The sequence below is a fragment of the Arenimonas metalli CF5-1 genome, from assembly GCF_000747155.1.
Classification (GTDB): domain Bacteria; phylum Pseudomonadota; class Gammaproteobacteria; order Xanthomonadales; family Xanthomonadaceae; genus Arenimonas; species Arenimonas metalli.
Map to the genome: position 1 here is coordinate 301013 of NZ_AVCK01000012.1, position 23330 is coordinate 324342.

The window sequence follows — 23330 nt, forward strand, 5'->3', positions numbered from 1 at the left end:
CGCACACCATGAAGGCGTCCTATGCCGCCAGCGTGTTCATCAACTGCCCGTTTGACGAGCAGTACCGCCCGATGCTGTTCGCCGCCGTGTTCGCGATTATCGATTGCGGCTATCAACCGCGCTGCGCGCAGGAGGTCGAGGACGGCGGCGATGTCCGGATCGAAAAGATCCGGCGCATCATCGAGGCCTGCAAGTTCGGGATCCACGATATCTCGCGGACCGAGCTGAGCGAGGGCAATGCGCTGCCGAGATTCAACATGCCGTTCGAGTTGGGCGTCTTCCTGGGCGCCCGTTATTTTGGACAAGGTGACCAAGCCAAGAAGTTCAGCTTGATCGTCGATCGCGAACGCTTCCGCTATCAGCAGTTCCTGTCCGATATTGCCGGTCAGGACATCCAGGCGCACAACGATGACCCGCTGGTGCTGATCGCCCGCGTCCGCAACTGGTTGGCCAACGCGACCAAGCGCAAGACCATCCCCGGCGCGGCCCGGGTCCAGGCCCGCTATCGGCAGTTTCAGGCGGCCCTGCCCGCCCTGTGCGAGGAAATGGCACTCGACCCGGGAGACCTGCTCTTCAACGAGTACGCGACCGTGACGTCCAGTTGGCTGCGGCAAAGCGAGGCGCTGCCCACCTGAGGTCGGCGCGGGCGGCGGGGGGCGGAGGCCCCCGCGCCCGCCCCGGGGCCGGTGCCGACGGACCCGGTGGCCCAAGGGCCGGCGTTCGTGTTGTAAATGCGACCTATTCGCATTAAAGTGGCGCCGCCGCGGCCCGTGCCGCACACCAGAATCTTTCGCCATGACGTCCCGATCTGCCCTCCGCCCTGCCCCGCTGGCCGCTGCCCTTGCCCTGATCCTGTCCCCAACGCTGGCTGCCGCCGCCGCCCCTGACGCCGACGCGCCCGCGTCGGGTGCGGCGCCGACCACCCAGCTTGCCACCATCGAGGTGACCGGCAAGGTCGATTACCGGTACGTCCAGAAGACCACCTTGACCGCGACCCGGACCGACACCGACCTGCTCGACGTGCCCCAGGCGGTGACCGTCATCACCCAAGACCTCATCCGGGACTTGGGCATCCAGGGGATGGCCGATGCGGTGCGCTATGTCCCAGGGATCAGCGTCACCCAGGGCGAAGGCAATCGCGATGGCCTGGTGTTTCGAGGCAACAGCTCCACGGCGGATCTGTTCGTGGATGGATTGCGCGATGACACGCAGTACTACCGCGATACGTACAACATCGAGCGCATTGAAGCCTTCAAAGGACCCAATGCGATGATTTTCGGTCGCGGCAGCCCCGGCGGCCTGCTCAACCGCGTCACCAAAGTGCCGGGCGCCGACCCCGCCCGCGAGATTGGCCTGCAGATAGGTTCGTGGAACAAGCGCCGCCTGACGGCCGACCTCAACCAGCCGCTCAATGACCGTGCGGCCTTCCGCGTCTCCGGTGTTTATGAGGATTCCGACGGCTTTCGAGACGGATTCGAACTGCGCCGCAAGGGGCTGAACCCCACGCTATCGCTGCGGCCGACCGACGCCACGGTGGTCACGCTGGGCTATGAGGTTTTCCGCGACGAACGCACGGCAGATCGCGGCATCCCCAGCCTGTCCGCCGCCCAAGCGTTCGACGGCACGCGCTATCCGGTCAGCACCGACCGGGAGACCTTCTTCGGCGATCCTCAAGGCAGTCCGGCATCGGTGGACGTCAACGCCTTTACCGCGCTGATCGAACATGACTTCGGCGGGGCGTTCCTGCGCAACCGGTTCCGCTATGCGGACTACGACAAGTTCTATCAGAACGTGTTCCCCGGCAACGTCAATGCGGCCGGCACCACCGTGGCGCTCTCGGCGTACAACAACGACACCCGACGCGAGAATGCATTCAACCAGACGGACCTGACGTTTGACCTGGCCACCGGCCCCATCGAACACCGCTTCCTGATTGGCGCCGAAATCGGTCGTCAGGAAACGAGCAACGAGCGTCGCAGCGGCCGCTTCGCGCCGGGTCAGTCCGTCTGCCTGCCCGGGAGCTCGGCCAGCACTTGTCTGGTGGCGTTGTCGGATCCGAACGTGCGGCTGTCGGTGGACTATGCGAACAACAGCGCCGGCGGCAGCGGTGATGCCCGAAACGCCGGTGTCACCCGCTTCGCCGCGCTCTACGCCCAGGACCAGATCACCCTTTCGCCAGAGTGGGAAGCGGTCCTGGGTGTTCGGTGGGATCGGTTTGATGTGGACTTCACCGACCAGCGCAACGGGGTGTCGCCGGCCAATCGCGACCTCTCCTCGTCCGACGATTTGTTCTCGCCCCGGGTCGGATTGGTCTATCAGCCGGCCGACCAGCTCTCGTTCTATGCCAGCTACGGAGTCACGTACTTGCCGCGCTCGGGCGAGCAGCTGGCATCGCTGACGCCGGGTACGCAAGCCCTGGATCCCGAAGAGTTCAAGAACTACGAGATCGGCGCGAAGTGGGACATCACGCCGCGCTTGAGCGCGACGGCGGCCGCCTTCCGGCTCGGCCGCAGCAACGTGGCGGTGGTCGACCCGATCGACCCGACCCAGATGATCCTGTTCGCGGGCGACAGCCAGCGAACCGAGGGACTGGAGCTCTCGCTCAGTGGTGAAATCACGCCGACCTGGCAGGTGGTGGCCAGCTACACCTATCAGGATGCGGTGATCACGCGCGATATCCGCACCGGCCCCACGAGCGTCACGCCGGAGGGTACGGAGCTGGCCCAGTCCCCCAAGCACATGGCCGGGCTCTGGAACCGCTTCGAACTCTCGGAACGCTGGGGGCTCGGGTTGGGTGCGATTTACCGAAGCCGGTCCTTTGCTTCGACCAGCGACCAGGTGACGCTGCGGAGCTACAGTCGCTTCGACGGCGCCGTGTACTACGCCGTCAACGAGAATGTCGACCTGCAGCTGAATGTCGAAAACCTCTTCGACAAGACCTACTTCCCGTCCGCGCACAGCGATAGCAACATTACGCCCGGCGCGCCGCGCAGCTACTATCTCAGTGCGCGATTCGCGTTCTAGCCGATGCATGGGTCAGGCAGGGATTGCGACGCCGACCCACAGCTCGCGGGCGCAGGCCACGCAGGCACTGGAAAGGTGAGCGTTCCGACGCTAGCCGGCGGGGCCCAGGCCGGGAAGGCGAACAGGAATGCTCTCCTGCTCGCACCCTGCCCGGGTACCCGCATCGCGAATTCCGTTGGCAACGGCGTTCCAACCTAATCGCAGCGCGTTTCGAGACATGGCCGCGCACGCGGCCGGCGAGACCTCGACCCGTCTTCCACCGCACGCGATGGGGTCCATCAACCACGGGTGCAGTCCCGCAGTTGCCGGGTCCGCCTGCTGTATGACCAAGGCGATCCGGAACCCGCCTTCATCGATGTCGCCCCAGTGATAGGCCGTGGCCCGCGGCGGCAAGGCCGCTCGGATCCGGGCATAGGCGCGGCACCACGCCGGCGATGGCATGCCGCCGGTGTAGAGGATGAGGCCGTCGGTGCGGGCCCCAAGCGCCATTGCCGCGACGTGGAAGGTGGTCAGGTTCTCGATGGTGAGGATCCACGCGGGCGCGCCGGCGTAGCCGATAACCGCCGACGGTGAGACGCCCACATAGGGCCGCACGATCCGGCATGCCTCGCCTGGGAGCAGGATCTTGCCGTGCCCTGAGACGAGGAACGGTTGTGGCTCTTTGCGCAAACCGATGCGTGCGAAGACTTCTTCGGCGTGGCGCGCGGGGGCCTGCACGTCCTCGGCGGTCAGCACGTCGACGTGCCGCTGCAACGCCTCGATCCGCTTGCTGTGGGCGAACAGCTCGACGCTGACCTGCCGCAGGACGCGGTCCTCCGCCGGCTGCCCGCGAAGGTGGCAGACCAGCCGCGCGGCGTCCGCGAAGTCCGGCGCGGCGTCAGGCCCCATTCCGCGCACCGTGCGCAGGGCCCGCCAGGTGGCCAGCAGGGTCGGGATCGGCAGTTCCGACGCCGCCCAGGGGGCCAACACACGTTCGGCAGTGTCCACCTGATCGGCGACGGTGGGACGGCCCAGGTGCGCGGCCAGGTGCCGCAGGCTGACCAATACCACGCCATCGAGGGGGCGTTCGTCGCCGCCCAGTTTCGACCACTCCAGGCGCACCGCCCCAGCCGTCTCGGCCGCGCGCATGCGCTCATGCAGGAGGACCCGGTCATCCAGCGTGAGCGCCCAGTACGGACTTTGGGTGTCCTTGAACGAGGCCCGAATTGTCCGCGTGCTCGCCGCGTGCAGTGCCCTCTCGCCGCGCGCCAGCAATTGCTCAAGCGTCGCTTGGCTCAGATCCATCGCCTCGCTCCCTGGCCAGCCTTGCCATCTCCTGTTCGACCAACTCCGGGTGGTACATCGGGTTGTCGCTGGCCAGCAGCTCGCGCGTGGCGTCGGTCAGCACCGTGCAGTCCATCTGGATCGTCTTTCCGCCGTAGCGGCCCATGTCGTAGTAAACGCTCAGGAACGAGGAGAGCTTCGGCTGGTCGGTTTCGGGGCCGGCCATGATCAGCTGCAGGCCGAGGGAGTTTAGGTACTGCGCGGCCGCACGGACATTCTGCGTATCCATCTTGTCGAACGCCTCGTCGAGCAGCATGATCCCGCCGCCGCCGTTGTGCCCCTGTACCTTGCCATACGCCGCCGCCAGTGCCGCGCCGAAGATCACGTACAAGGGCGTGCGATGCTCGCCACCGGACCCGGGGCCGAAACGCTTGCTCAGCAGGCCAATGACTTTGCCCTCGCGACTGATCTCGACATCAAAGCTGAAAAAGCGCCGGTAGTCGGCCAACGGACTGCCGTCCTGCAGCAATACCGAGCTGGCGTCGCCCTCCATCAGCTCCCTAAACGCCTCCGGCACCTGGCCGGCCTCGCCAAACAGTCCGTTGTCGCCTCCGACCTCCCGGACCCGCTGCAGGAAGTCGTACAAGGGGCGGTGCAGGTCGACTACCCGGGAGCGGAACTGATAGCGCTCGTTGTTGGAGAACGGCGGTGCGTTCTTCAGCACCAGATTCAGACCGCGCATTTGCTCGTCCACGCGGTCGAAACCCGACAGCAGTGCTTGTGCGACGTCGGTCCGGAAGATCTCCAGGGCCCGCTGGTAAGCCTCCTCGGATTCCTCCAGCCGCGCAGCCAGTTCGGTCTCCTCCAGCCGCTGGCGCTCGCGCTGGATAAAGCGCTGGGCCGGAATCCACTGGCCGTCCAGGCCCTCGGCGGCCAGGTGGTATTGGGCCACATAGGCCGCCAGCAAAGACCAGGCCTCTCGATCCGCGCTGGCGGCGCTCGAGCGCGCCCGCTGGATGGCCGCCTCGCAGGCCTGCATCCGGGCGTCCATGACCGGGTGGCGCTCGTCCAGGCGCGCCCGATGGCGATCTACCTCCTGCGCGTCGTACAGCGCATCCTGCCGGGCCGTGCGCTCGGTGCCGGCGGCCAGCGCGAGCTGCCCGGCTAGCTCGTTGACGGTCCGCTGCGACGTCTCCAGTCGCTGTTTGAGGGTGGTCACCCGTTCGAGCCCCTGGCTTTCCTGGCGCTTGGCCTCGACGGCGGCCAGGCGCGCCGCGGTGACGGCGTCCTGCAAAGACCGGGTTCCCGGCGTGGCGGTGGTGGCGAGGCGCTCGGTCAAGTCCTGAACCACGGCCTGCCCGGCGGCGATCTCGGCCAGCCGCTGTTCGATATCGTGCTGCGTAACCTGGAGGTTGCCGAACGGCGTGAGTTGCAGCAGGGCACCCTGCAGGGCCTGCTCCTCGGCCTTGCGGGCAGTGGCCAGGCGCGTGCTCTCCTCGAGTTCGGCCTGTGCCTTGCGCCGCTGCGCGTGCGAGTCGGTTCGCCCGATCCGAAGATGCTCGGCACTGGCCAGCCGCCGGCGCTCCACGCCGCTGCCGGTCGCGATCATGCCGGTGCGGGTGAATCCCTTCTGACCTGCCACCAGGTCCGGGAGGGACTCCACGCACATCACCGACCCGAGCTCGCCGCGCAGGTAGGTCACCGCATCCGCATTCTCGCCATCGAGCAGAAGGGCGGCGGGCTGACCTCCCGCCAGGGCCCGGTAAGGCCGCAGGCGCGACGGCAGGGCCAGCTTGACGCCATACACCGCCTGGGTGCCGCGCAGGCCCTCATAGGCCCGTACGGCGGCGATTTCCTTTCCCCGGGGCACCAGCAGCGCCTGCACGTGCGGCCCCAGATACGCCTCGATCACCGGCTGCCACGCCGGCGCCGAGATCCGCACCAGATCGCAAACCGGGGTGCAGTCAATTCCCGCCTCGGTGAGCTCGCGCTGGAGGCGAGCGACCTCCGGGTTGAGCTCAGCCAAGCCCCGGTTTGAGCGCTCCAGGGCCAAGGCCGCGTCTTTGCGCCGGGCCTCGGCCTCCTTGTATTCGGCCTCGGCCGCGGCCAAGGCACGCCGGACGGCCTGGTACGCCAGCTCGACCTGCCGCAGGGCGCTGGCCACGCTCACGGCGTCCGGGGCCGTGCCGGCGTCCGGCGCCAACCTGCTGTCCAGGTCAGCCAACTGTGTGAGCGCGGCCTCGAACAGGCCTCGCCTCTCCAGAAGCACCGGCAACCCGCCGGCCGTGCGCACGGCAGCCGTCATCGCCTGGACACTGGCGCGCAGCGCTCGCTGCTGCTGCGCAAGATCCTTCTGGCGGTCACTGAGGTGCTGCGCGCTGCCGGCCTGGCGGGCGTAGTCAGGATCCTGGTTAAGCGTTGCAATCGCCCGCTCCTTCGCCGCGTCGGCCGCCTCAAAAGCAGCCTGCGCTCGGCGGTGCTCGGTTTGGGCGCGATCGAGTTCGCCGGCCAGCGTGGTGACGGTATCGCTCGCCTCCGCCATCGACTCGCCCAGCCGCTCGCTGTCGTACACGGCCCGCAGGCACGCATAGTTCGCTTCCGCAATCCGTTCCCGGCGCACCACGTCGTACTTGCCGCAGACCACGCTGGCCTGGTCAATCTTCTCCTTGGTGAGTCGCACCACGTCGCGCACCTGGCGGAACTGGTCGAGCCTGAGCCGGAACTCGCGCACATTCGTGGGCCGTGCCTCGATCAGGTGGTCGCGCAGCGCCACGCTCAGATCGTCCATGCCCTTGAGCTGCAGCGAGCGCTGGAAGGCATTTCGGAACGCCTGCGGGTTCGGGCGATCGCCAGGCGCCGCCAGGTGTTCGACCAGCAAGCGCCGGGTGAAGTCTTCCCGGTTCGTGGTGAACACGGCGGTGCCGATCGAGCCTGCCTGTCGGCACGCATCGGCCGCCTGGGCCTGGAATCGTTTCCAAGGCAATACCTGCGAGCCACCGCTCCCCTGCTCCAGGAACGAGGCGCTGTCGACGGCCACGCCGGGCAGGATGAACAGCCCCTGGACGATGACCTCCGGGCTGTGCGCGCTCGCCGACAGCGCGATGCCCGCGGTGACGACCTGGCCTGACGTCTCGTCGCGAAAGCCCAAGGCCACGTACGTGTTGGCCACATCGCGGCACCGGCCTTCCTCGGACTGGTCAAAGACCCCCAGGCAGTAGTCGCGCAGCGTCCGCGCCCGCTTCTTGCCGTCCGCCTGCGCGTTGAAATGGGTCCGGTGCGCATCCGCCGCCAGCATCACTGCCTGAATGGCGTCGAGCAACGCGGTCTTGCCGGTGCCGTTGGGGCCTAGGAAGGCCGTATTGCGACCCATGGTCAGGTCCTGCCGCTCGTACAGGAAGAACTGCACCAACGTCACCGACTCAAGCAGCTTCATCGCTTCCCTCCTCGGGATCAACCCCGTGCGCCGCCAGCTGCAGCAGCGCGGACTCGCCCAGGACATCGACGATCCCGGCGCGAATTACCACGTGGTAGGGCTGCAGGGGATCCTCCGCACCCTCGATCTTCGCGATGCCGTAGCGACGCAGGGCCTGCAACAGGTCGTCCAATTCGCCTTTGGACGGAAAGGGACGACCGAGCAATTCACCGTAGGCGCGCTCCAGATCCTCCAACCCGACCAAGGCCTCCCCGTCGGTCACGTCCGCCCGGTGGATGGCATCGTCGTAGAGTCGACGAAGCACCAGTGCCAGGCGCGTCTCTGACAGGCGCATGCGTGGGCCCACCCGGTGCCGCGCGAGCGCGACCACGTAGTTGTGGTGGTGATTGTGCTGCATCGTGACGCCGAGTCGGTCGAGCACGTCCTTAAACGCGGCGGCGTAGGTCACCAGCAGGTGATACGGGGTCGCGCTGCCGCGATCAGCGGCGTAGACCACCTGTTCGACCAGCAATTGGTAGGCCGCCCGCTCGAAATCGGCGCCGGTGTAACGTCCGTCGGTGGCCTCGGCCAGCCGCTCCCATGAGGCGGTCATGCGGCTTTCTCCCGTTGAATAACAAAACGCCGGTGTTCCACGTAGGGGTTGAGGGTGCGCGGGCCATCGACGAACTGGATGCGGACCGCCGGCAACATCTGTACGAACGGATCCTGGCGCGCCGCTGCGAGCGGGGCCTCGTTGCGCGAGGCGATCAGCAGCAAGCGCTGGTAGCAACACAAGTCGCTGACGGTCTCAATCTGCAACTGGTCAGAGAACACGGGGGTGGCCCCCTGAAGGTGTCTCGCGACATAGGCCGCCAGCTTGTCTGGGCGGACCAAGCGAGCGTCCGCCATGCGTTTGCGCAATGACTGCAGGGCCAGTTCCTCGAGCGTGGGGACCCGCGTTTGCACCCGGGTGGCGTCGGGCTCGCGGGTGACCTGCCGGGCCTTGCCCAGCCAACCCTCGCCCGCCAGCTCGCCCGCTGCCCCGGCCGGAAAGGCGCGATCGCCGTCGCGCAGCGACGCCACGCCGGTAATCGCCCGGGCGATCAGTTTGTCAAAATGCCTGGGAGCACGAAGGCGGTAATCCAGATACGCCAAGGCCCGCTGGTTGGCGGCGCGAATCTCGTCATCCAGTCGGCGAAGTTCGTCCTCCACGCTTTCCAGGCGCATCAAACGGCGGGTGTCGCGCTCGAAATAGGCTTCGGCCCGATCCGCGTCGCCCCCGGCGGTGTTGTGTTGGTACCAAGCGACGATGTCTTTCCGCCGCTCCGGGTCGTGTTGAATCTGGAGCGTCAAAGTGACGATGGCGGTCCGATGCTGCAGGGGGTGCGCCTTTGTTCGGAGCTCGTGGTAGTCACCGATGAAATGCCGACGGATGAAGTCATCGAAATAGCCCGCCACGAATTCCCGGGTGCTGGCCACCGATTGCAGCGACGCCATCAGGTCGTACACCGCCACGCCCGTGCTCGCCAGATGCGTCATGCAGTGCTTGGCTTCACGCGCCGCCTTGGCGTAGGCGTCCCCCTTCCCGCCCGCGGCCTCCTGGAGGTTGAGGAATACGGAGCGGACCTCGCTACCGAGGAACTCAGGCTCTTTGGTTCCGAATTCACGCAGCAGCGTATGAAACTGGGCCAGCACCGGGCGAATGGTGGCCATGTCGCGTACGCCGCGTTTGCGCTGGCTCAACCAGCCGCTGTCCCGAAACACGCTGTAGATGCCATGGGCCCGGATGTTGGCTGGGGTATCGGGCGCCGCGCCGTCCTCGGCTTCCCAGGGGTCGCTTACGACCAGGTACGACTCCAGGGCCGCAATCAACTCGCTTTTGGGAACGTCTTCACCGGGCGTACGCGCCCCGTCGCCCCAGAACTCGTCGACCAGGCGACCGAGCAGATCCCAGTAGCGTGTGTTGTTGGCGGCCGCCAAGGGCCGGAACACGGTCCGGGGCAGGCGGTCGAACAGCGTGTTGGCGTTGGGATCAGTCACGGGCATCACAAACGTAACATGAAGTTAAACATAACATGGTGTTTAGTTAAACGCCATGTTATGGTTTTCCCACCTTTCCGCGGGCCTCCCCTTCCCCATGCCGCGCCGCCAAGCCCCTCTGGACCGCCTCAAAGCGATCGAAACCCTGCTGCTTTGGGAGGGTCGGGTCACCAACAGCCGTTTGCGAGAATTTTTCCCAGTGCACGCGGTCCAGGCCAGTCGGGACCTGACCGCGTACCGCGAGCAGGCCGAGCATAACTGCCACCCGGTTCCGGGGGAGCGGGGGTATCGCGCGACCGACTGGGTCAAACCGGTTCTCACCGAAGGATCGTTTCGGGAGTACCAGCAGCTGGTTGGCGCCGCCGGCAGCGAAGGCGGCCTGCAAACGGGCGTCCCGTCGGAATCGGTGCTCGAAGATGCCACGCACACGTCACTTCGAATTTTCCCCGTCGTGCATGCGGCGATTCGCACCGGCCAAGGCGTGGACATCGAGTATCAGTCGCTGCGCCATCCTGAGGGCACGCGTCGGCGCATCTTTCCCCATGCCCTGATCCAGGCCGGGGTGCGCTGGCACGTCCGGGCCTATTGCGAGCGGGCTCAGGCCTTCCGGGATTTCAATCTGGGGCGAGTGCGCAGCGCGACGGCGGTACCGGTCAGCGCCCCGGCTACCGGCGCGGAGGACGTGGAGTGGAACACGCCGGCCACCCTGCGCTTGCGACCGCATCAAGCGCTCACGGCTGCGCAGAGCCAGATGATTCGCCTGGAGTACTTCGAAGGTACGGTGGGGTTGGCGTTGACGCGGCGCGCTCCCTTGGTCCCCTACCTCATCCAGGCCTATCGCGCGGCGCTGGATCCGGACCGCGAGTTGCCGCCGGCGTTTTTGCTGCAGGTTCACGAGCCCGAGCAATTGCCACCCTGTGCCCGGTGGGCGGAGACGTCGGACGGCGGGGTGCTCGGGAGCTAATGGCGTGGGGACAGAACCTTCCGACGCCGTCCGGTATCTGTCCCGGGACCAAAGGAGGCGGAGTTTGGTCTGACATTCCAGATCAGGGGCTGCCGTTGCAGTCGATTCCAGAGACGAACACCAGATGCCAGAATCTAGGTCGCTCATGCATGGAACCTGAGTATGTGGGTGTGTTTACCCGCCCTGATACGTGGTCGCCCCAACTTAGGCGGTTGCCTCAGCGATGACAGCGCGGTTTTGGCTTTGAACGCTCATCACGTCGCTATCCCGCGCAACACGACAGTTGCGTCACATCCTTCGTAAAGGTCTGTGCCGCGAGCTTCAGTCCCTCGACCATGGTGAGGTACGGGAACAGCTGGTCGGCCAACTCGTGCACCGTCATTCGTGCCCGGATGGCGATCGCCGCTGTTTGAATCAGCTCACCCGCCTCAGGAGCTACGGCCTGTACGCCGATCAGGCGGCCGGAATGAGCCTCGGCGACCAGCTTGATGAATCCGCGGGTGTCGAAATTAGCCAGCGCCCGCGGCACGTTGTCGAGCGTCAACGTGCGGCTGGTGGTCTCGATGCCGTCGTGGTGCGCCTGAGCTTCGCTGTAGCCCACGGTAGCGACCTGCGGGTCGGTGAACACCACCGCCGGCATCGCCGTCAGGTCCAGCGCCACATCGCCACCGGTCATATTGATTGCAGCGCGGGTGCCGGCTGCCGCTGCGACGTACACGAACTGCGGCTGGTCGGTACAGTCGCCGGCGGCATAGATATGCGGTGCGCTGGTGCGCATCCCCTTGTCGATGACGATGGCGCCTTGCGCATTGACGGCCACATCGGCCGCATCAAGGTTGAGCGTACGGGTGTTGGGAGTGCGCCCCGTGGCGACCAGCAGCTGGTCAACGCGCAGCTCGCCGCGTACGGTGGTCAGCAGGAACTCTCCATCCAGATGGGTGACCCGGCTGGCTTGCGTACGCTCCAGCACCTCAATGCCTTCGTCGAGGAATGCGGCCGAGACAGCTTCGCTGATGGCGGGGTCTTCGCGGAAGAACAGCTTGTTGCGCGCCAGGATAGTCACCTGACTGCCCAGTCGGGCAAAAGCCTGCGCGAGTTCAACCGCCACCACCGACGAACCGATCACCGCCAATCGTTCGGGGATCATGTCGGTGGCCAGCGCGTCGGTCGATGTCCAGAAAGGCGTGTCCTTCAAACCCGGAATCGGCGGAATCGCCGGGCTGGCCCCGGTGGCGATGAGGCAGCGGTCAAAACTCACCTCGCACAGGTCATTCTCAGTGATCGCCACGGCCAGCGTGTGCGCGTCCTTGAACCGGGCTTCCCCGCGCAACACGGTGATGGCGGGGGTGCGCGCCAGGATGCCTTCGTATTTGGCAAGGCGCAGTTCATCGACGCGTCCCTGCTGCTGCGCCAGCAAGCGCTCACGCTGTATCTTCGGCGAGGCGGCGGAAACGCCGCCATCGAAGGGGCTCGTGCGTCGCTGATGAGCGATATGGGCCGCGCGAATCATGATCTTGGACGGCACGCAGCCGACATTGACGCAGGTGCCGCCAAGGACACTGCGCTCGATCAGCGTCACGCGCGCCCCTTGCTCGACAGCCTTCAGGGCCGCCCCCATTGCCGCGCCGCCACTCCCAATGACCACGACGTGAAGCTTCGACGCACCCTGCGCATGCTCTGGTTCCCCCACCGGCCGACGTAGGGTGTTCTCCCGCAGGGGGCGCGCCTGGACAAGCTGCGCCCGGTAACCCAGGCCGGATACCGCCTCGGAAAGAGAGTTAACGTCCACGTTTGAATTGACATTGACCTCGATCTCAGCCTGGCGATCTGGGAAGGACACCGAGACCGTGCGCACACCCGGCACGCTCTCCAATGCTTGCCTGACGTGCGCGGCGCACGACCCGCAGGTCATGCCCTCGATGTGCAGCAAGATGGTCTGTGTCATCAGCGCGGACTCACTGCTTGACCGTAGAGGGATAGCCCGCGTTCTCCGTGGCCTCGGTGAGGGCGGCCGGGGTGGTCTTGGTATCGTCGTAGGTCACCACCGCCTCCTTGGGCTCCCAGGTCACCTTGGCCTCGATGACGCCTTCGACCTTTGACAGCGCCACCTTCACGGTGATCGGACAGGTGGCACAGGTCATGCTGGGCACCGACAGCGTAACGGTCTGGGTGGCAGCCCAGACCGGCGCACTCAGACCGACCGTCAGGACGAGCAACGCAAGGAACTTCTTCATGGGTATCTCCTTTCAGTAGAACAGGGGCATGGCATAGGGAAACACGAGGGCCATCAGCACCAGGCCAGCGACGATCCAGAACATCACCTTGTAGGCCAGCCGCACCCGAGGCACGGCGCATGCGTCGCCCGGCGCGCAGGCGGCTACAGGCCGGAAGATTCGGCGCCATGCGAAGAAAAGCGCCACGAGCGCTGCGACAATGAAGACCGGTCGGTAGGGTTCCAACACGGCCAAGTTGCCGATCCAGGCACCGGAGAAGCCCAGCGTGATCAGCACCAGCGGACCGAGGCAGCAAGTAGAGGCAAGAAGCGCGGCGATGCCGCCGGCGGCCAGCGCGCCACGACCGGTGCGGAGGTCTGCCATGGGATTCTCCTTCCGAGACTTCGCGTGATGCGCTAACGTTACTTCCGTAGTCAGGTACGGAGTCAAGCGCTATGGCCGACACACCAGACACCCTGACCATTGGAGCCTTTGCCAAGGCCGCCGAGGTCAACGTGGAAACGATCCGCTTCTATCAGCGCAAGGGGCTGCTGCCGGAGCCGGATCGCCCTATCGGTGGTATCCGTCGCTATGGGCCAGCGGACGTGGACCGCGTGAGGTTCGTGAAGTCCGCCCAACGACTGGGATTCAATCTGGACGAGGTCGCCCAGCTGCTCAGACTCGAGGACGGCACCCATTGCCACGAAGCGGCCGACCTGGCAGCAGCGCGCCTGAAAGACGTTCGCTTGCGGTTGGCCGACCTCAAGCGCATGGAATCAGCGCTGTCCCGACTGGTAACGGCGTGCAGTTCAAGCCAAGACCACGTGACTTGCCCTTTGATCGCCTCCCTTCACCGACGTACCGCCGCTGACTAATACTGCCTTTAAGGCACGCCAGGCGAGAAAACACGAAGTTGATACGGGACCCTTGCAAGGGGTCGCGGTCTGTCCAGACGGAGTTGGGCGTCGTTTCCACGCTGTTTCCGGATAGCGCTGAAAAGGCCGCGTGACGGCTGCTAGAGCCAACGCCGCGCCCACCAGCCGATCAGCTCCAGGGCCGGCGCGTACCAAGGTCGCTGTCTCCAAGCCGCCTTCAGCACCTCTCGGGACTCGGCCAGATCAAGCACGAAGTGTTCCGCCAACGTGGCGTTGAGGGCTGGCGCCTGCCCGAGCAGGTTGATCTCGTCGTTGAGGAAGAAGCTGCGGTAGTCGAAATTGGCGGTGCCGACCGTCGCCCAGTCCCGGTCGACCAGGGCGGTTTTGGCGTGCAGCACCCGTGGTTGGTACTCCCAGATGCGCACCCCCGCGTCGAGCATGTGTGCATAGGCCGCCCGTGCCGCCCATTGCGCCAACGGAACATCACTTTTGCCTGGCACCAGCACGCGGACATCCACGCCGCGGCGAGCGGCGCCGCACAAGGCCCGCTGGCTGCGCCGGTCCGGTGCGAAGTACGGCGTCGTCAGCCAGAGCCGCTCCCGGGCCTGGTCGAACGCCTCGGTGAACGCGCAGCGCAGGCGATGCCGGCAACGACGCGAACGGTTCGACAGCAGTGCCAAAGGCGACCGCGCCGTGGGCGCCGGGACGCGTGGCGCCCGGGGGTAGTCGTCGAACAACCGGATGGCCTCGGCCACCCGAGGGCCGGTTAGACGGACATGGGTGTCGCGCCAGCGAGCCGCCCCCACCGCCCGCTGGGAATTGCGCCGGTCGAGGTTGAATCCGCCCAGGTACGCGACCGCGTCGTCGATAACCAGGAGCTTGCGGTGATTGCGGACGTGGAATTGCCCCGGCTGGCGCCACGACCACGGCCGGCTCCAGTGCCACTGCACGCCGGCCGCGATCAGGGCACGGACCCGCTCGGGTGGAATCAGACGCCAAGAGCCCACGGCATCGATACGAACCTGGACCCGCCGGCCGGCCTGTGCCAGATCGGCCAAGGCGGTGAGCATCGGCCCGCCGACGTCATCATCCGCCACGATGTAACACTCCAGACGCGCGTCTCGCGTGGCGCCGGCGAGGTCCGCGTGCATCGCCTCGTAGAGGGCGTCCCCCTCCACGAAGACCGTGGTCGTTTCCGTTATGGATGGCATGGCAATGGCGGGTCAGCGTAGTTCCGGGGATCAGCCTAGCAGCGCGGCCGGGGCCCTGGGCCGCTAGCCCGGAAAGCGGGCGCGTACCTCGGCATCCCGGCCGGCGACCAGCGCCTTGAGCATGCTGCCGCCGCAGCAGGTCCCGTGGTCGCAACCTTCAGCGCCCTGAGGCGCTTTCCCCTGCGCTTGCAGCCGGTCCGTGGTCGGTTTGCATTGACGGCCGGCGCAGCATGGGCCTTATGATTAGGTAATGACCGTGGCGTCACCCAAAAACTAAAGGGGAAAGGAGCGCGGGCTTGGGCTGGTTCCCGCTGCGAATTCCGCCCCACTTCTCCAGCGGTCCGCTCCGGCGGGCCGTTTTCTTTGGGAAGGCCCGGCTCGGACAGCGCGGCGTAGGCCCCGATCCGGATCAGGCAGGGCTCTGCGAGCCCCCGTCATCCCACTGCCCAGGCGACAGCAGCCTGCTTCAGGGGCACGCCGCACGCGATCGGGTCACCGCAGAACCGTTCCCGTCGGCAGGTCAAAATCGACGTCTGCGGAATGCAAGAGGGTGTCTAGTTGTGATTCGGACAGGGCGCCGCGCTGCAAGGCCGCCTCGGCGACCCGCTCAATGGCTTGCCACACCCCGGGTTGCGCGAGATAGCTCCGCGCCTTGTCACAAACCTCAAACCACCGGAGCGGACCCAAGGCCGCACGCACGGCCAGTACATCGCCGTGTGCGTCTCGAAACAACTCATCCTCCGAGACCGTTGCGCCAACGCACTGTCGATACCGTTCCTGCGCGACGTACCCAGCCGCCGCGATGATGGCTTCCTCCAGCGCGTAGTCGATCTCTACATTTCCCGCACCTCGCGCTCGGGCGGCGGCCAGATCGTGGTGACGGTCGTAAATTGCAGCGGCTTGGGTGGCGGTGTGTTCACCGGTCAGTTTCACCGCAATGCAAATGCCGGTCAGGTGGGCAAAGACAATGTGTCCCGCCTCGTGGTACGCCGTGTCGGGGGTCAAGGCAGGGTTCCGATAGGGACGTTGGGCCCCGATTGGACCATGCGGGAAGATGAAAATCTTCATCCCTGGTTCGGTAGGCCGCCATTCTTTGGGCGCCCTTTCGTTCCCGACTCCCGCCGCTGAAGCTTAGTACTTGAGCATGCCATAGTCCCAAATTGAGACGACGCATTGCATCATCGCCATCCGCGCCCTGAAACGCTTCTGGAAGCGCCATCCGGAGACCGAGCAGCCGCTCCGGGGATCTTGATCCTGTCGTCATCGCCTCCTTGGCCCTCGAATGTCCAGTGGATGGGATCACACTGGCTTCGCCGGCGTCTGCAAGCCGCTCAAGATAGCGCAGGTGCCGCGGCGGCCGCCGCAGCAATCGGCAATGGTGCGTTCCAACTCTTGCGCCATTCGTTGCAGTTCGGCCTGCCGCTCCCGGATCTCGGCGAGGTGGTGGCGCGCGAGCCGGTCCACGTCGCCGCAGGACAGGTCCGGATCCTCCGCCAATCGCATCAGGTCGCGAATCTCGCTCAGGCTGAAGCCCAGTTCCCGGCCGCGGGTGATAAAACGCAACCGTGCCACGTCGTGGTGGCCATAGACCCGATAGCCGTTCCCCGTTCGGACCGGCCCAGGAAGCAGGCCGATGCGCTCGTAGTAGCGGATGGTCTCCAAGTGACAGCCACTGGCGGCGGCAGCTTCACTGATTTTCATTCGCATCCCGCTTGACTCTGTAGTGCCTACGGACTTTACGCTACCCCTCTCCCGCTGCCAACGAAGTGCCCCTGCCATGCCTCAGAACCGCCCTCTGCTCGCACTGCTTAGGCAGTACTGGATCGCAGCGTTCGTGATTGGTCTGGTGCTGCTGCCGGTTCACGCCCAGGCACCCCCCGTTGAGCCGCGACAAACGTGGCAAATGCTCGACTACATCGCGGTGGACTATGCCGCTGCCGTCCACGGTGGCCGCATCCTGTCGCCTGGCGAGTATGCGGAGATGCAGGAGTTTGCCGGGGCGGTTCTCACGCAACTCCAAACCCTGCCGGCGAGTCCGCACCAGCCGCGGCTGCTGGCCCGAGCCGACCAGTTGGTCGCGGCGGTGGACCTCAAGGCCGAGCCCACCCAGGTCGCCACGCTGGCTCGCGGGATGGCCGACGATCTGTTGGCCGACTATCCCATCGGGGCCGTGCCAGCGTCGCCACCGGAGCCGGCCCGCGTCACGGCGCTCTACGCCCAGCAATGTGCGGCCTGCCACGGTCCGACCGGGCGCGGAGACGGTCTGGCGGGAGCCACCTTGGATCCCCCGCCGATCGCCTTTACCGACGCGGGTCGCGCGGCCCAGCGGACGCCCTTGGCGCTGTATGAAGTGATCTCGCAGGGTGTGCCAGGCACCAGCATGCCCGGCTTCGCGGCGCTGTCGGAAGCCGATCGCTGGGCGCTGGCGTTCTACACGGGCAGTCTGGCGTACTCCGCTCGCGCCCGCACTGACGGGGAGACCTTGTGGCGGGCCCGGGCCGACCTCCGCGGCCGCATCCCGACGCTCGAAGCCCTGACCCGGACCCGCGAGGCGGAGCTGGCGGCCACGGTCTCCCCGGCGGAGGCGCACGCCATCGTGGCCTACCTTCGATCACGCCCTGAGGCGGTGAACCAGTCGCCGGGCCGTTCCCATCCGTTCTCCCTCGCCCGCCAACGTATGGCCGCCAGCGAGCGGGCGTATGCCGCCGGCGACACGGCGCAAGCCACAACGTCGGCGTTGTCAGCCTACTTGGACGGCGTAGAGCCGGTTGAGGCGGCCCTGGGTACCCGCGATCCCTCACTGATGCGAGAGATCGAGACGGCCATGGCCCGCTACCGCAGCCAACTCGCTCGCCCCGCCGCCCTGGCGGACGTGAGCGCACAGGCGGCGGAGGTCAACGCGCTGTTGGATCGCGCCGAGACGGTACTGACGGATACCCGGATGGACACGACCACGGCCTTTCTGGGCAGCTTCACCATCCTGGTGCGGGAAGGTCTGGAAGCGCTCCTGATCGTGATGGGCATGATCGTGTTCCTGCGCAAGGCCGAGCGCGCCGACATCTTGCCGTACGTCCATGCGGGATGGGCCAGCGCCTTGCTGGCCGGCGCGGCAACCTGGGCGGCAGCGACCTACTTGATTGACATCAGCGGTGCCAATCGGGAGCTGACCGAAGGATTATCGGCGCTATTCGCCGCTGCCGTGCTGCTGAGCGTTGGTATCTGGATGCATCAGAAGAGTTTGGCCGGACGCTGGCAGCAGTACCTGCAGGCCAAGTTGTCGAAGGCGTTGACGCGGCGATCGGCTCTCTTCTTGTTCGTGCTTGCGTTCATCGTGGTGTATCGCGAAGTGTTTGAGACCATCCTGTTCTTCATCGCGATGTGGAGCGAAGCTGTCTCCGGCGCCATCCTTGCTGGCTTCGCGGCCGGATGTTTGGTCTTGGCCGCGGTGGCCTATTGGATGGTTCGCGCCAGCGCACGTCTTCCCGTCGGCCGGTTCTTCTCGATCAGTTCGCTCCTGATCGCCGTACTGGCCGTCGTCTTGGCGGGCAAAGGCGTGGCTGCCCTTCAGGAGGCGGGTTGGGTCACCCAAGCAGGGGTGACGGGGCCACGCATCGAATGGCTGGGCGTGTACCCGTCCTGGGAGTCCTTGTTGGTGCAGTTGGGCGTGGCGACGCTGGCGATCATTGGCTTCATAACCAACACCCGGTCGCTGAAAGCGTCGGCCGCATCTTCCTCGCGCTCATGAGCTGCCCAAGGGACTTGCGATATTGCCGCCGCGCCGCGACCTCCGCGTGCGCCGCACTCCTCCTGAACAGCGTGCCGTGGCCAATGCATGGCCTGCGCGCCGAGTTCGCCTCGGGCTGGGGCCTTGCCGCGAGGTGGCCCACGTTGGGTGATCGCTGCGGTTCATGCTCGCCCGCCAACGGAGAAAGCCATGAGTGACTGCGGTTGCCACCACGATGCCAAGAACGCGCAAGAGCGCCGCATCCTGAAGATTGCGTTGGCTCTCAATGCCGCGATGGCGGTGATCGGCGGCATCGCCGGTTGGATCGCCGACTCGACCGGACTGCTGGCCGATGCACTGGACATGCTGTCGGATGCCATCGCCTACGCGATCGGGTTGGTCGCCATTGGACGCGCCGCGCGTTTCAAAGCCAATGCGGCCTGGCTCAGCGGTAGCATCTTGCTGGTGTTGGGCTTGGGCGTGCTGGCCGAGGTCGGGCGCCGGGTGGTTCACGGCGCCGAACCGGCCAGCAGTTGGATGATTGGGACGGCACTGCTGTCTTTGGCGGTCAATGTCACCGTATTGCGCTTGCTCGCGCCGTTAAGGACGGGAGAGGTGCACCTGCGCGCGACGTGGCTGTTCACCCGCGCCGACGTTGTGGCGAACGTGGGGGTCATCCTTGCGGGCGGTCTGGTCCTGTGGCTCGACTCGCCCTATCCCGATTTCATGATCGGCACGTTGATCGGACTGTATGTCATCAAGGAATCCTTCGAGATTCTGCGCGATGCCCGCCGTGCCCGGCAGGGGGCTGGCACATGAGGCAGCCTGACCGGTCAAAACGAACCGGCGACGCCCTGCGCGCTGGCGACGTTCATGCGCGGCAGGGAGCGCCCGGAGTGGAGGGAATCCGCACGAGCGCCATCGCATGGCTGCTGCTCTCGCTGGCGGTGCTGTTGTTGGACCAAGTCACCAAGTGGTGGGCGATGACGGCGATCCCCGATGACGTGGCCATCGCTGTCGTGGAAGGGTGGTGGAACTGGCGTCGTTCCTACAACCCCGGTGCGGCGTTTGGTTTGCTGGGCGGTGCGGGAGGCTGGCAGTGACCGGTGCTTGCGGCATTGGCGCTGGGCGTGTCCGCTTACCTGGTGTACTCGCTTTACCGCCTGCCCCGACGGGCATGGCGACTGGCGGTTCCGTACGCCTTGGTGATTGGTGGTGCTTTGGGCAATGCGGCCGATCGGCTCAGTCGGGGGCAGGTCGTCGACTTCATTCAGTGGTACTGGCGGGACTTCTTCTGGCCCACCTTCAATGTGGCCGATATGGCCATCGTCATCGGGGCGGTGGCGATCGTGGCGAACGGCCTGATGCCACCGAAGCTGTCGCAAGGACAGGCGTCATGAAGTCTTTCTCGGCACGCCGGATGCGGCGGTGGCCTGGCATCGGCTGGGCTGTCGGCTCCCGGCGACTTTGTAGCCCCTTGAGGCCCTTCACGCCCGCGATTTGTTTGCAGCTCCCCGTAATCTCATGTCCTCCTGAACGCGATGCGGCGTGCAGAGGAGAATGAAATTGTGTAACTCCAGTGCCGTCAGATAAGCTGCCGCAGCCATGCGTACTTCCCCTCCCCTGCTGATGGCCCGACTTCGCGCATCCGTGCGGGTGGCTGCGTGGGTGCTGTTGGTGTTCCTGCTCAAGGTGGGCATGGTCGCGGCTTGCACGGTAGATGAGATGCAGGACAGCACCTGGGGGGCGACCAGCACCCAGGGGCCGGCGGCCGATACCGCACTGACGCCCGATGCGTCGGCAGCGGACGATCCTTCGTCGCTCCTCTCGCATGCCGCGGGCGGCTGCCTGGACTGCCATTGCCATCATGCGGCGGCCCTGCCGCCCGTGGTCGTCCTTCTGGCCGGACCGCCGGCCATGGCCCGCGTTCTACCCGTTCCGATCGCCATGCCGATCGGTCCCGCACGCAACGAGCTTCGCCCTCCCATTCTCTGAGCCCTCTCGTTTTCGCTCCCTGACGCCGAGGCGTCGGGGTCGACGTGTGCTCAGAGGATGTTTCCATGCGTTTTATCTCTCCCCCGCGACGCTTGCGCGTCGTGTCGTTGCCGACGATCGTTCTGCTCCTGGCGGGCGCGTTGGCCGCGCCCATCCATGCCGCCGCGCCCGCGGCGTCTCCCATCGCCCTGCGCGATGCCGTCACCGCGGCCTGGCGCGCCCACCCCAGCGCCCGAGCCACAGACGCTACCTTGGCCGCCGCCCGCGCCCGCGCCGACGCTGCCGGCCGTCCGCTCTACAACCCCGAAGTCCAGTTTGCGGCCGATGACGAAGGCACAGACCGCACCACCACCGCCGGCGTCAGCCTGGCGCTGGACCTGAGCGGCAAACGCCGTGCCCGGCGCGACGCGGCCGCGTCGCAGTTGGACATTGCCGTGGCCCAAGCCCGGCTGAGCCGACGTGATTTCGTGGCCGCCTGGCTGGTGGGTTGGGCCGATTGGCAAAGCGCGTCACGGCGGGTGCAGCAAGGCGAGCAACGCCTGGCGCTGATCTCCCGATTTGCCGATCTGGCCGACAAGCAGTTCGGCGTGGGCGACATCTCGTCGCTTGAACGGGATCTGGCCCGGCTGGCCCGCGATGAAGCCGAAGCGGAACAGGCGGCGCTGCTGGCCGAAGCCGCGGAGGCCGAGGAGGCCTTCCGCAACGTGGGCGGACAGCCCGACGCCTTGGCCTCGGACCCGGCGTGGTCGCAGGCGCTGCCGGACGTGGCGCCCGCGCCCACGACCTGGGAGGCCTTGCCGGAATGGCAGATCGCGCAGGCCCAGTCCGAAGGAGCGACACGTCAAGTCACCGTCGCCCAACGCAACCGGGTTCCGGACCCGACGCTTGCACTCACGGGCGGCCGCATCGACTTCGGCCCGGCCTCCGACAACGTGGTGGGCGTGTCGCTCAGCGTGCCGCTGTTCGTGCGCAACCCCTACCGGGCCGAGGTCGCGGCCGCGCTTGCCGATGCCGATGCCGCAGCAGCCCAGGCCGACATCGCCGGGGCGCAGTTGGCCTCACGGGCCCAGCGCACGGCGGCCAGCTATGCCGCGGTCCGTCGGGCCTTTACCCGCTGGAGCCAAAGCACCGGGACCGATGTCGAAAAGCGTGCCGAACTGCTGGAACGCCTCTGGCGCGCCGGCGAGCTCTCGACCGCCGACTACCTGCTCCAGCTCAAGCAGACCCTGGATACCGCCCTTGCCGGTGCCGCGCTGGAAGGTCAGCTCTGGCGCCGCGCCACCGATTACCTCGCCGCCACCGGCCAGCTCGAAGCCTGGCTCGGAATGAATGACGCGACTGGAGAAACTTCGCGATGAACCCGAAAAACTACCTGTTGATTCCCGCCGGTGCGGTCCTGGTCCTGTCCTTGGCAGGCTGTGGCGCCGAGCCCGCCGCGACGCCTTCACCCAAGGCCGTTGCCGCCGACACGAGCACGCCACGCGGCGAAGACGCTGAACATGCCGACGAGGCAGGCCAGGAAGATGCGGGCCACGGCGATGAGGCCGGGCATGACGAAGAGGCCGGCCACGATGAGGCGGAAGAAGGCGCGGAACCGGTTCGCATGGACGCGGCCGCGCTGGAAGCCGCCGGCATCACGCTGGCGACCCTGGATGCGCGTTCACTGAGCGAACCGCTGCAGGCCCCGGGTGAAGTCCTGGACAACGCCTACGGCACCACTCTGATCACGCCGCGGGTCGAGGCCCTGGTGGTCCGCCGCCATGCCAAGCTTGGCGACGAAGTGGCCGCCGGCGCGCCACTGGTGACGCTGTCGTCCGTGGAGGTGGCCCAAGCCCAAGGGGCGCTGGCCATCGCCGAGCAGGATTGGAAGCGCGTTCAATCCCTGGGACGCGAAGCCGTGTCGGGCCGCCGCTACCAGGAAGCCCAGGTCACCGTCGAGCAGGCACGGGCGACGGCGCGGGCCTACGGCTTGCCGGGCACGGCCACGGGCCGGTCCAACGGCGAGTTCACGCTGACCGCGCCGCACGCGGGGCGGTTGACCGAGGATGCCTTCGTGGTCGGCGAGCGGATTGAGCCCGGCCGCACGCTGTTCCGCCTGGTTGATGAGTCCGTGGTGTGGGTCGATGCCACGCTGCCGGCCGAGCAAGCCCGCCGCATTGCCATCGACAGCACTGCGCAGGTGGTGCTGGGCCAGGTGCGACTGCCCGGCAAGGTGGTGCAGCGCGCCCACCGCACGTCCGAGAACACCCGGACCGCGCTGGTGCGGATCGAGGTGGCGAATGACGGGGATCGCCTGCACGGTGGCGACTACGTTGAGGTCTACCTCGATGCCGGCGGTGGCAGCGACCCGCAGCTGGCGGTGCCGACGGCGGCGCTGGTGCAGTTGGAGGGCGAGAACGTGGTCTTCAAGGAGACCGATGGCGCCCTGGCGCCCGTGGCGGTTCGCCCCGGTCCGGTGGTCGGCGACCACACCGTCATCGCCGACGGCCTGGTCATCGGCGACCGGGTGGTCGTGGAGGGCGCCTATGTGCTCAAGGCCCAGATGCTCAAGGCGCAACTGGGAGAAGGTCATGGTCATTGACGCCCGAGTCGCCGAGCGCGGAGGTGCG

19 protein-coding genes and 1 pseudogene are annotated in these 23330 nt (G+C 66.6%); 10 read left to right on the forward strand and 10 right to left on the reverse strand.

Annotated features, from left to right (window positions below; translation table 11 throughout):
- The first annotated feature begins 8 nt into the window (after positions 1 to 8).
- On the forward strand, positions 9 to 635 hold the full coding sequence (locus N787_RS05030; protein WP_034211198.1) for a hypothetical protein: 627 nt from the start codon (positions 9 to 11) through the stop codon (positions 633 to 635).
- Between the two features lie 160 nt (positions 636 to 795).
- Entirely contained in the window at positions 796 to 3024 is a 2229-nt protein-coding gene (locus tag N787_RS05035; RefSeq protein WP_034211199.1) for a TonB-dependent receptor, read from the forward strand.
- Between the two features lie 90 nt (positions 3025 to 3114).
- Here N787_RS05035 and N787_RS14245 read toward each other — a convergent pair whose 3' ends face one another.
- From N787_RS14245 to N787_RS05055, 4 genes are read right to left on the reverse strand one after another with little or no spacing between them, the layout of a single operon-like run.
- Positions 3115 to 4308, reverse strand: coding sequence for a Wadjet anti-phage system protein JetD domain-containing protein (locus N787_RS14245; protein WP_052575143.1), 1194 nt, complete (start codon positions 4306 to 4308; stop codon positions 3115 to 3117).
- Positions 4283 to 7720, reverse strand: coding sequence for an SbcC/MukB-like Walker B domain-containing protein (locus tag N787_RS05045; RefSeq protein ID WP_034211200.1), 3438 nt, complete (start codon positions 7718 to 7720; stop codon positions 4283 to 4285). Before N787_RS05045 ends, N787_RS14245 begins: the two co-directional genes overlap by 26 nt.
- Positions 7707 to 8312: a DUF4194 domain-containing protein gene (locus N787_RS05050; protein WP_034211201.1), complete on the reverse strand. Its 606-nt coding sequence runs from the start codon at positions 8310 to 8312 to the stop codon at positions 7707 to 7709. The genes N787_RS05045 and N787_RS05050 overlap by 14 nt, the downstream gene beginning before the upstream one ends.
- The gene (locus tag N787_RS05055) at positions 8309 to 9739 is read right to left on the reverse strand and encodes a Wadjet anti-phage system protein JetA family protein (RefSeq protein WP_156968905.1); all 1431 of its coding nucleotides are present in this window, start codon (positions 9737 to 9739) and stop codon (positions 8309 to 8311) included. The genes N787_RS05050 and N787_RS05055 overlap by 4 nt, the downstream gene beginning before the upstream one ends.
- A gap of 97 nt (positions 9740 to 9836) precedes the next feature.
- On the opposite strand from N787_RS05055, the gene N787_RS05060 reads away from it, so the two are divergent.
- A complete protein-coding gene (locus tag N787_RS05060; RefSeq protein WP_169742284.1) occupies positions 9837 to 10703 on the forward strand; it encodes a helix-turn-helix transcriptional regulator in 867 nt (288 codons plus the stop codon).
- A gap of 262 nt (positions 10704 to 10965) precedes the next feature.
- Here N787_RS05060 and merA read toward each other — a convergent pair whose 3' ends face one another.
- Genes merA through merT form a run of 3 tightly spaced genes read right to left on the reverse strand, consistent with a single transcriptional unit; the run spans position 10966 to position 13300 of the window.
- A complete protein-coding gene (gene merA / locus N787_RS05065) occupies positions 10966 to 12648 on the reverse strand; it encodes a mercury(II) reductase (RefSeq protein ID WP_034211204.1) in 1683 nt (560 codons plus the stop codon).
- Positions 12649 to 12658: 10 nt separating this feature from the next.
- Positions 12659 to 12937, reverse strand: a complete 279-nt coding sequence (gene merP, locus N787_RS05070) for a mercury resistance system periplasmic binding protein MerP (protein ID WP_034211205.1) — start codon at positions 12935 to 12937, stop codon at positions 12659 to 12661.
- 12 nt (positions 12938 to 12949) lie between these two features.
- A complete protein-coding gene (merT, locus tag N787_RS05075) occupies positions 12950 to 13300 on the reverse strand; it encodes a mercuric ion transporter MerT (protein ID WP_034211206.1) in 351 nt (116 codons plus the stop codon).
- Between the two features lie 71 nt (positions 13301 to 13371).
- On the opposite strand from merT, the gene merR reads away from it, so the two are divergent.
- Positions 13372 to 13791, forward strand: a complete 420-nt coding sequence (merR, locus tag N787_RS05080; RefSeq protein WP_034211207.1) for a mercury resistance transcriptional regulator MerR — start codon at positions 13372 to 13374, stop codon at positions 13789 to 13791.
- Positions 13792 to 13931: 140 nt separating this feature from the next.
- On the opposite strand, the gene N787_RS05085 is transcribed toward merR, so the two are convergent.
- The 3 genes from N787_RS05085 to N787_RS05095 form a co-directional block, all read right to left on the reverse strand.
- On the reverse strand, positions 13932 to 15002 hold the full coding sequence (locus N787_RS05085; protein ID WP_052385545.1) for a phospholipase D-like domain-containing protein: 1071 nt from the start codon (positions 15000 to 15002) through the stop codon (positions 13932 to 13934).
- Positions 15003 to 15494: 492 nt separating this feature from the next.
- Entirely contained in the window at positions 15495 to 16007 is a 513-nt protein-coding gene (locus tag N787_RS05090; protein ID WP_156968906.1) for a hypothetical protein, read from the reverse strand.
- A gap of 294 nt (positions 16008 to 16301) precedes the next feature.
- Positions 16302 to 16703 (reverse strand): MerR family transcriptional regulator, encoded by a 402-nt coding sequence (locus N787_RS05095; RefSeq protein ID WP_034211210.1) that lies wholly within the window; start codon positions 16701 to 16703, stop codon positions 16302 to 16304.
- 202 nt (positions 16704 to 16905) lie between these two features.
- Here N787_RS05095 and N787_RS05100 point away from each other — a divergent pair, with 202 nt between their 5' ends.
- The 6 genes and pseudogenes from N787_RS05100 to N787_RS05125 all read left to right on the forward strand — a co-directional run bounded on the left by N787_RS05100 (position 16906) and on the right by N787_RS05125 (position 23302).
- A complete protein-coding gene (locus N787_RS05100) occupies positions 16906 to 18747 on the forward strand; it encodes a cytochrome c/FTR1 family iron permease (protein WP_245593960.1) in 1842 nt (613 codons plus the stop codon).
- Positions 18748 to 18936: 189 nt separating this feature from the next.
- On the forward strand, positions 18937 to 19545 hold the full coding sequence (locus N787_RS05105) for a cation diffusion facilitator family transporter (RefSeq protein WP_034211214.1): 609 nt from the start codon (positions 18937 to 18939) through the stop codon (positions 19543 to 19545).
- Between the two features lie 77 nt (positions 19546 to 19622).
- Positions 19623 to 20126 (forward strand): annotated as a pseudogene (lspA, locus tag N787_RS05110) (signal peptidase II).
- Positions 20127 to 20355: 229 nt separating this feature from the next.
- Complete coding sequence (locus N787_RS05115; protein ID WP_034211216.1) at positions 20356 to 20721, forward strand: hypothetical protein; 366 nt, start codon at positions 20356 to 20358, stop codon at positions 20719 to 20721.
- Positions 20722 to 20786: 65 nt separating this feature from the next.
- A complete protein-coding gene (locus N787_RS05120; RefSeq protein ID WP_084590628.1) occupies positions 20787 to 22079 on the forward strand; it encodes a TolC family protein in 1293 nt (430 codons plus the stop codon).
- Positions 22076 to 23302 carry an efflux RND transporter periplasmic adaptor subunit gene (locus N787_RS05125; protein ID WP_052575146.1) on the forward strand — a complete coding sequence of 409 codons (1227 nt, stop codon included), beginning with the start codon at positions 22076 to 22078 and terminating at the stop codon, positions 23300 to 23302. Before N787_RS05120 ends, N787_RS05125 begins: the two co-directional genes overlap by 4 nt.
- Positions 23303 to 23330 lie beyond the last annotated feature (28 nt).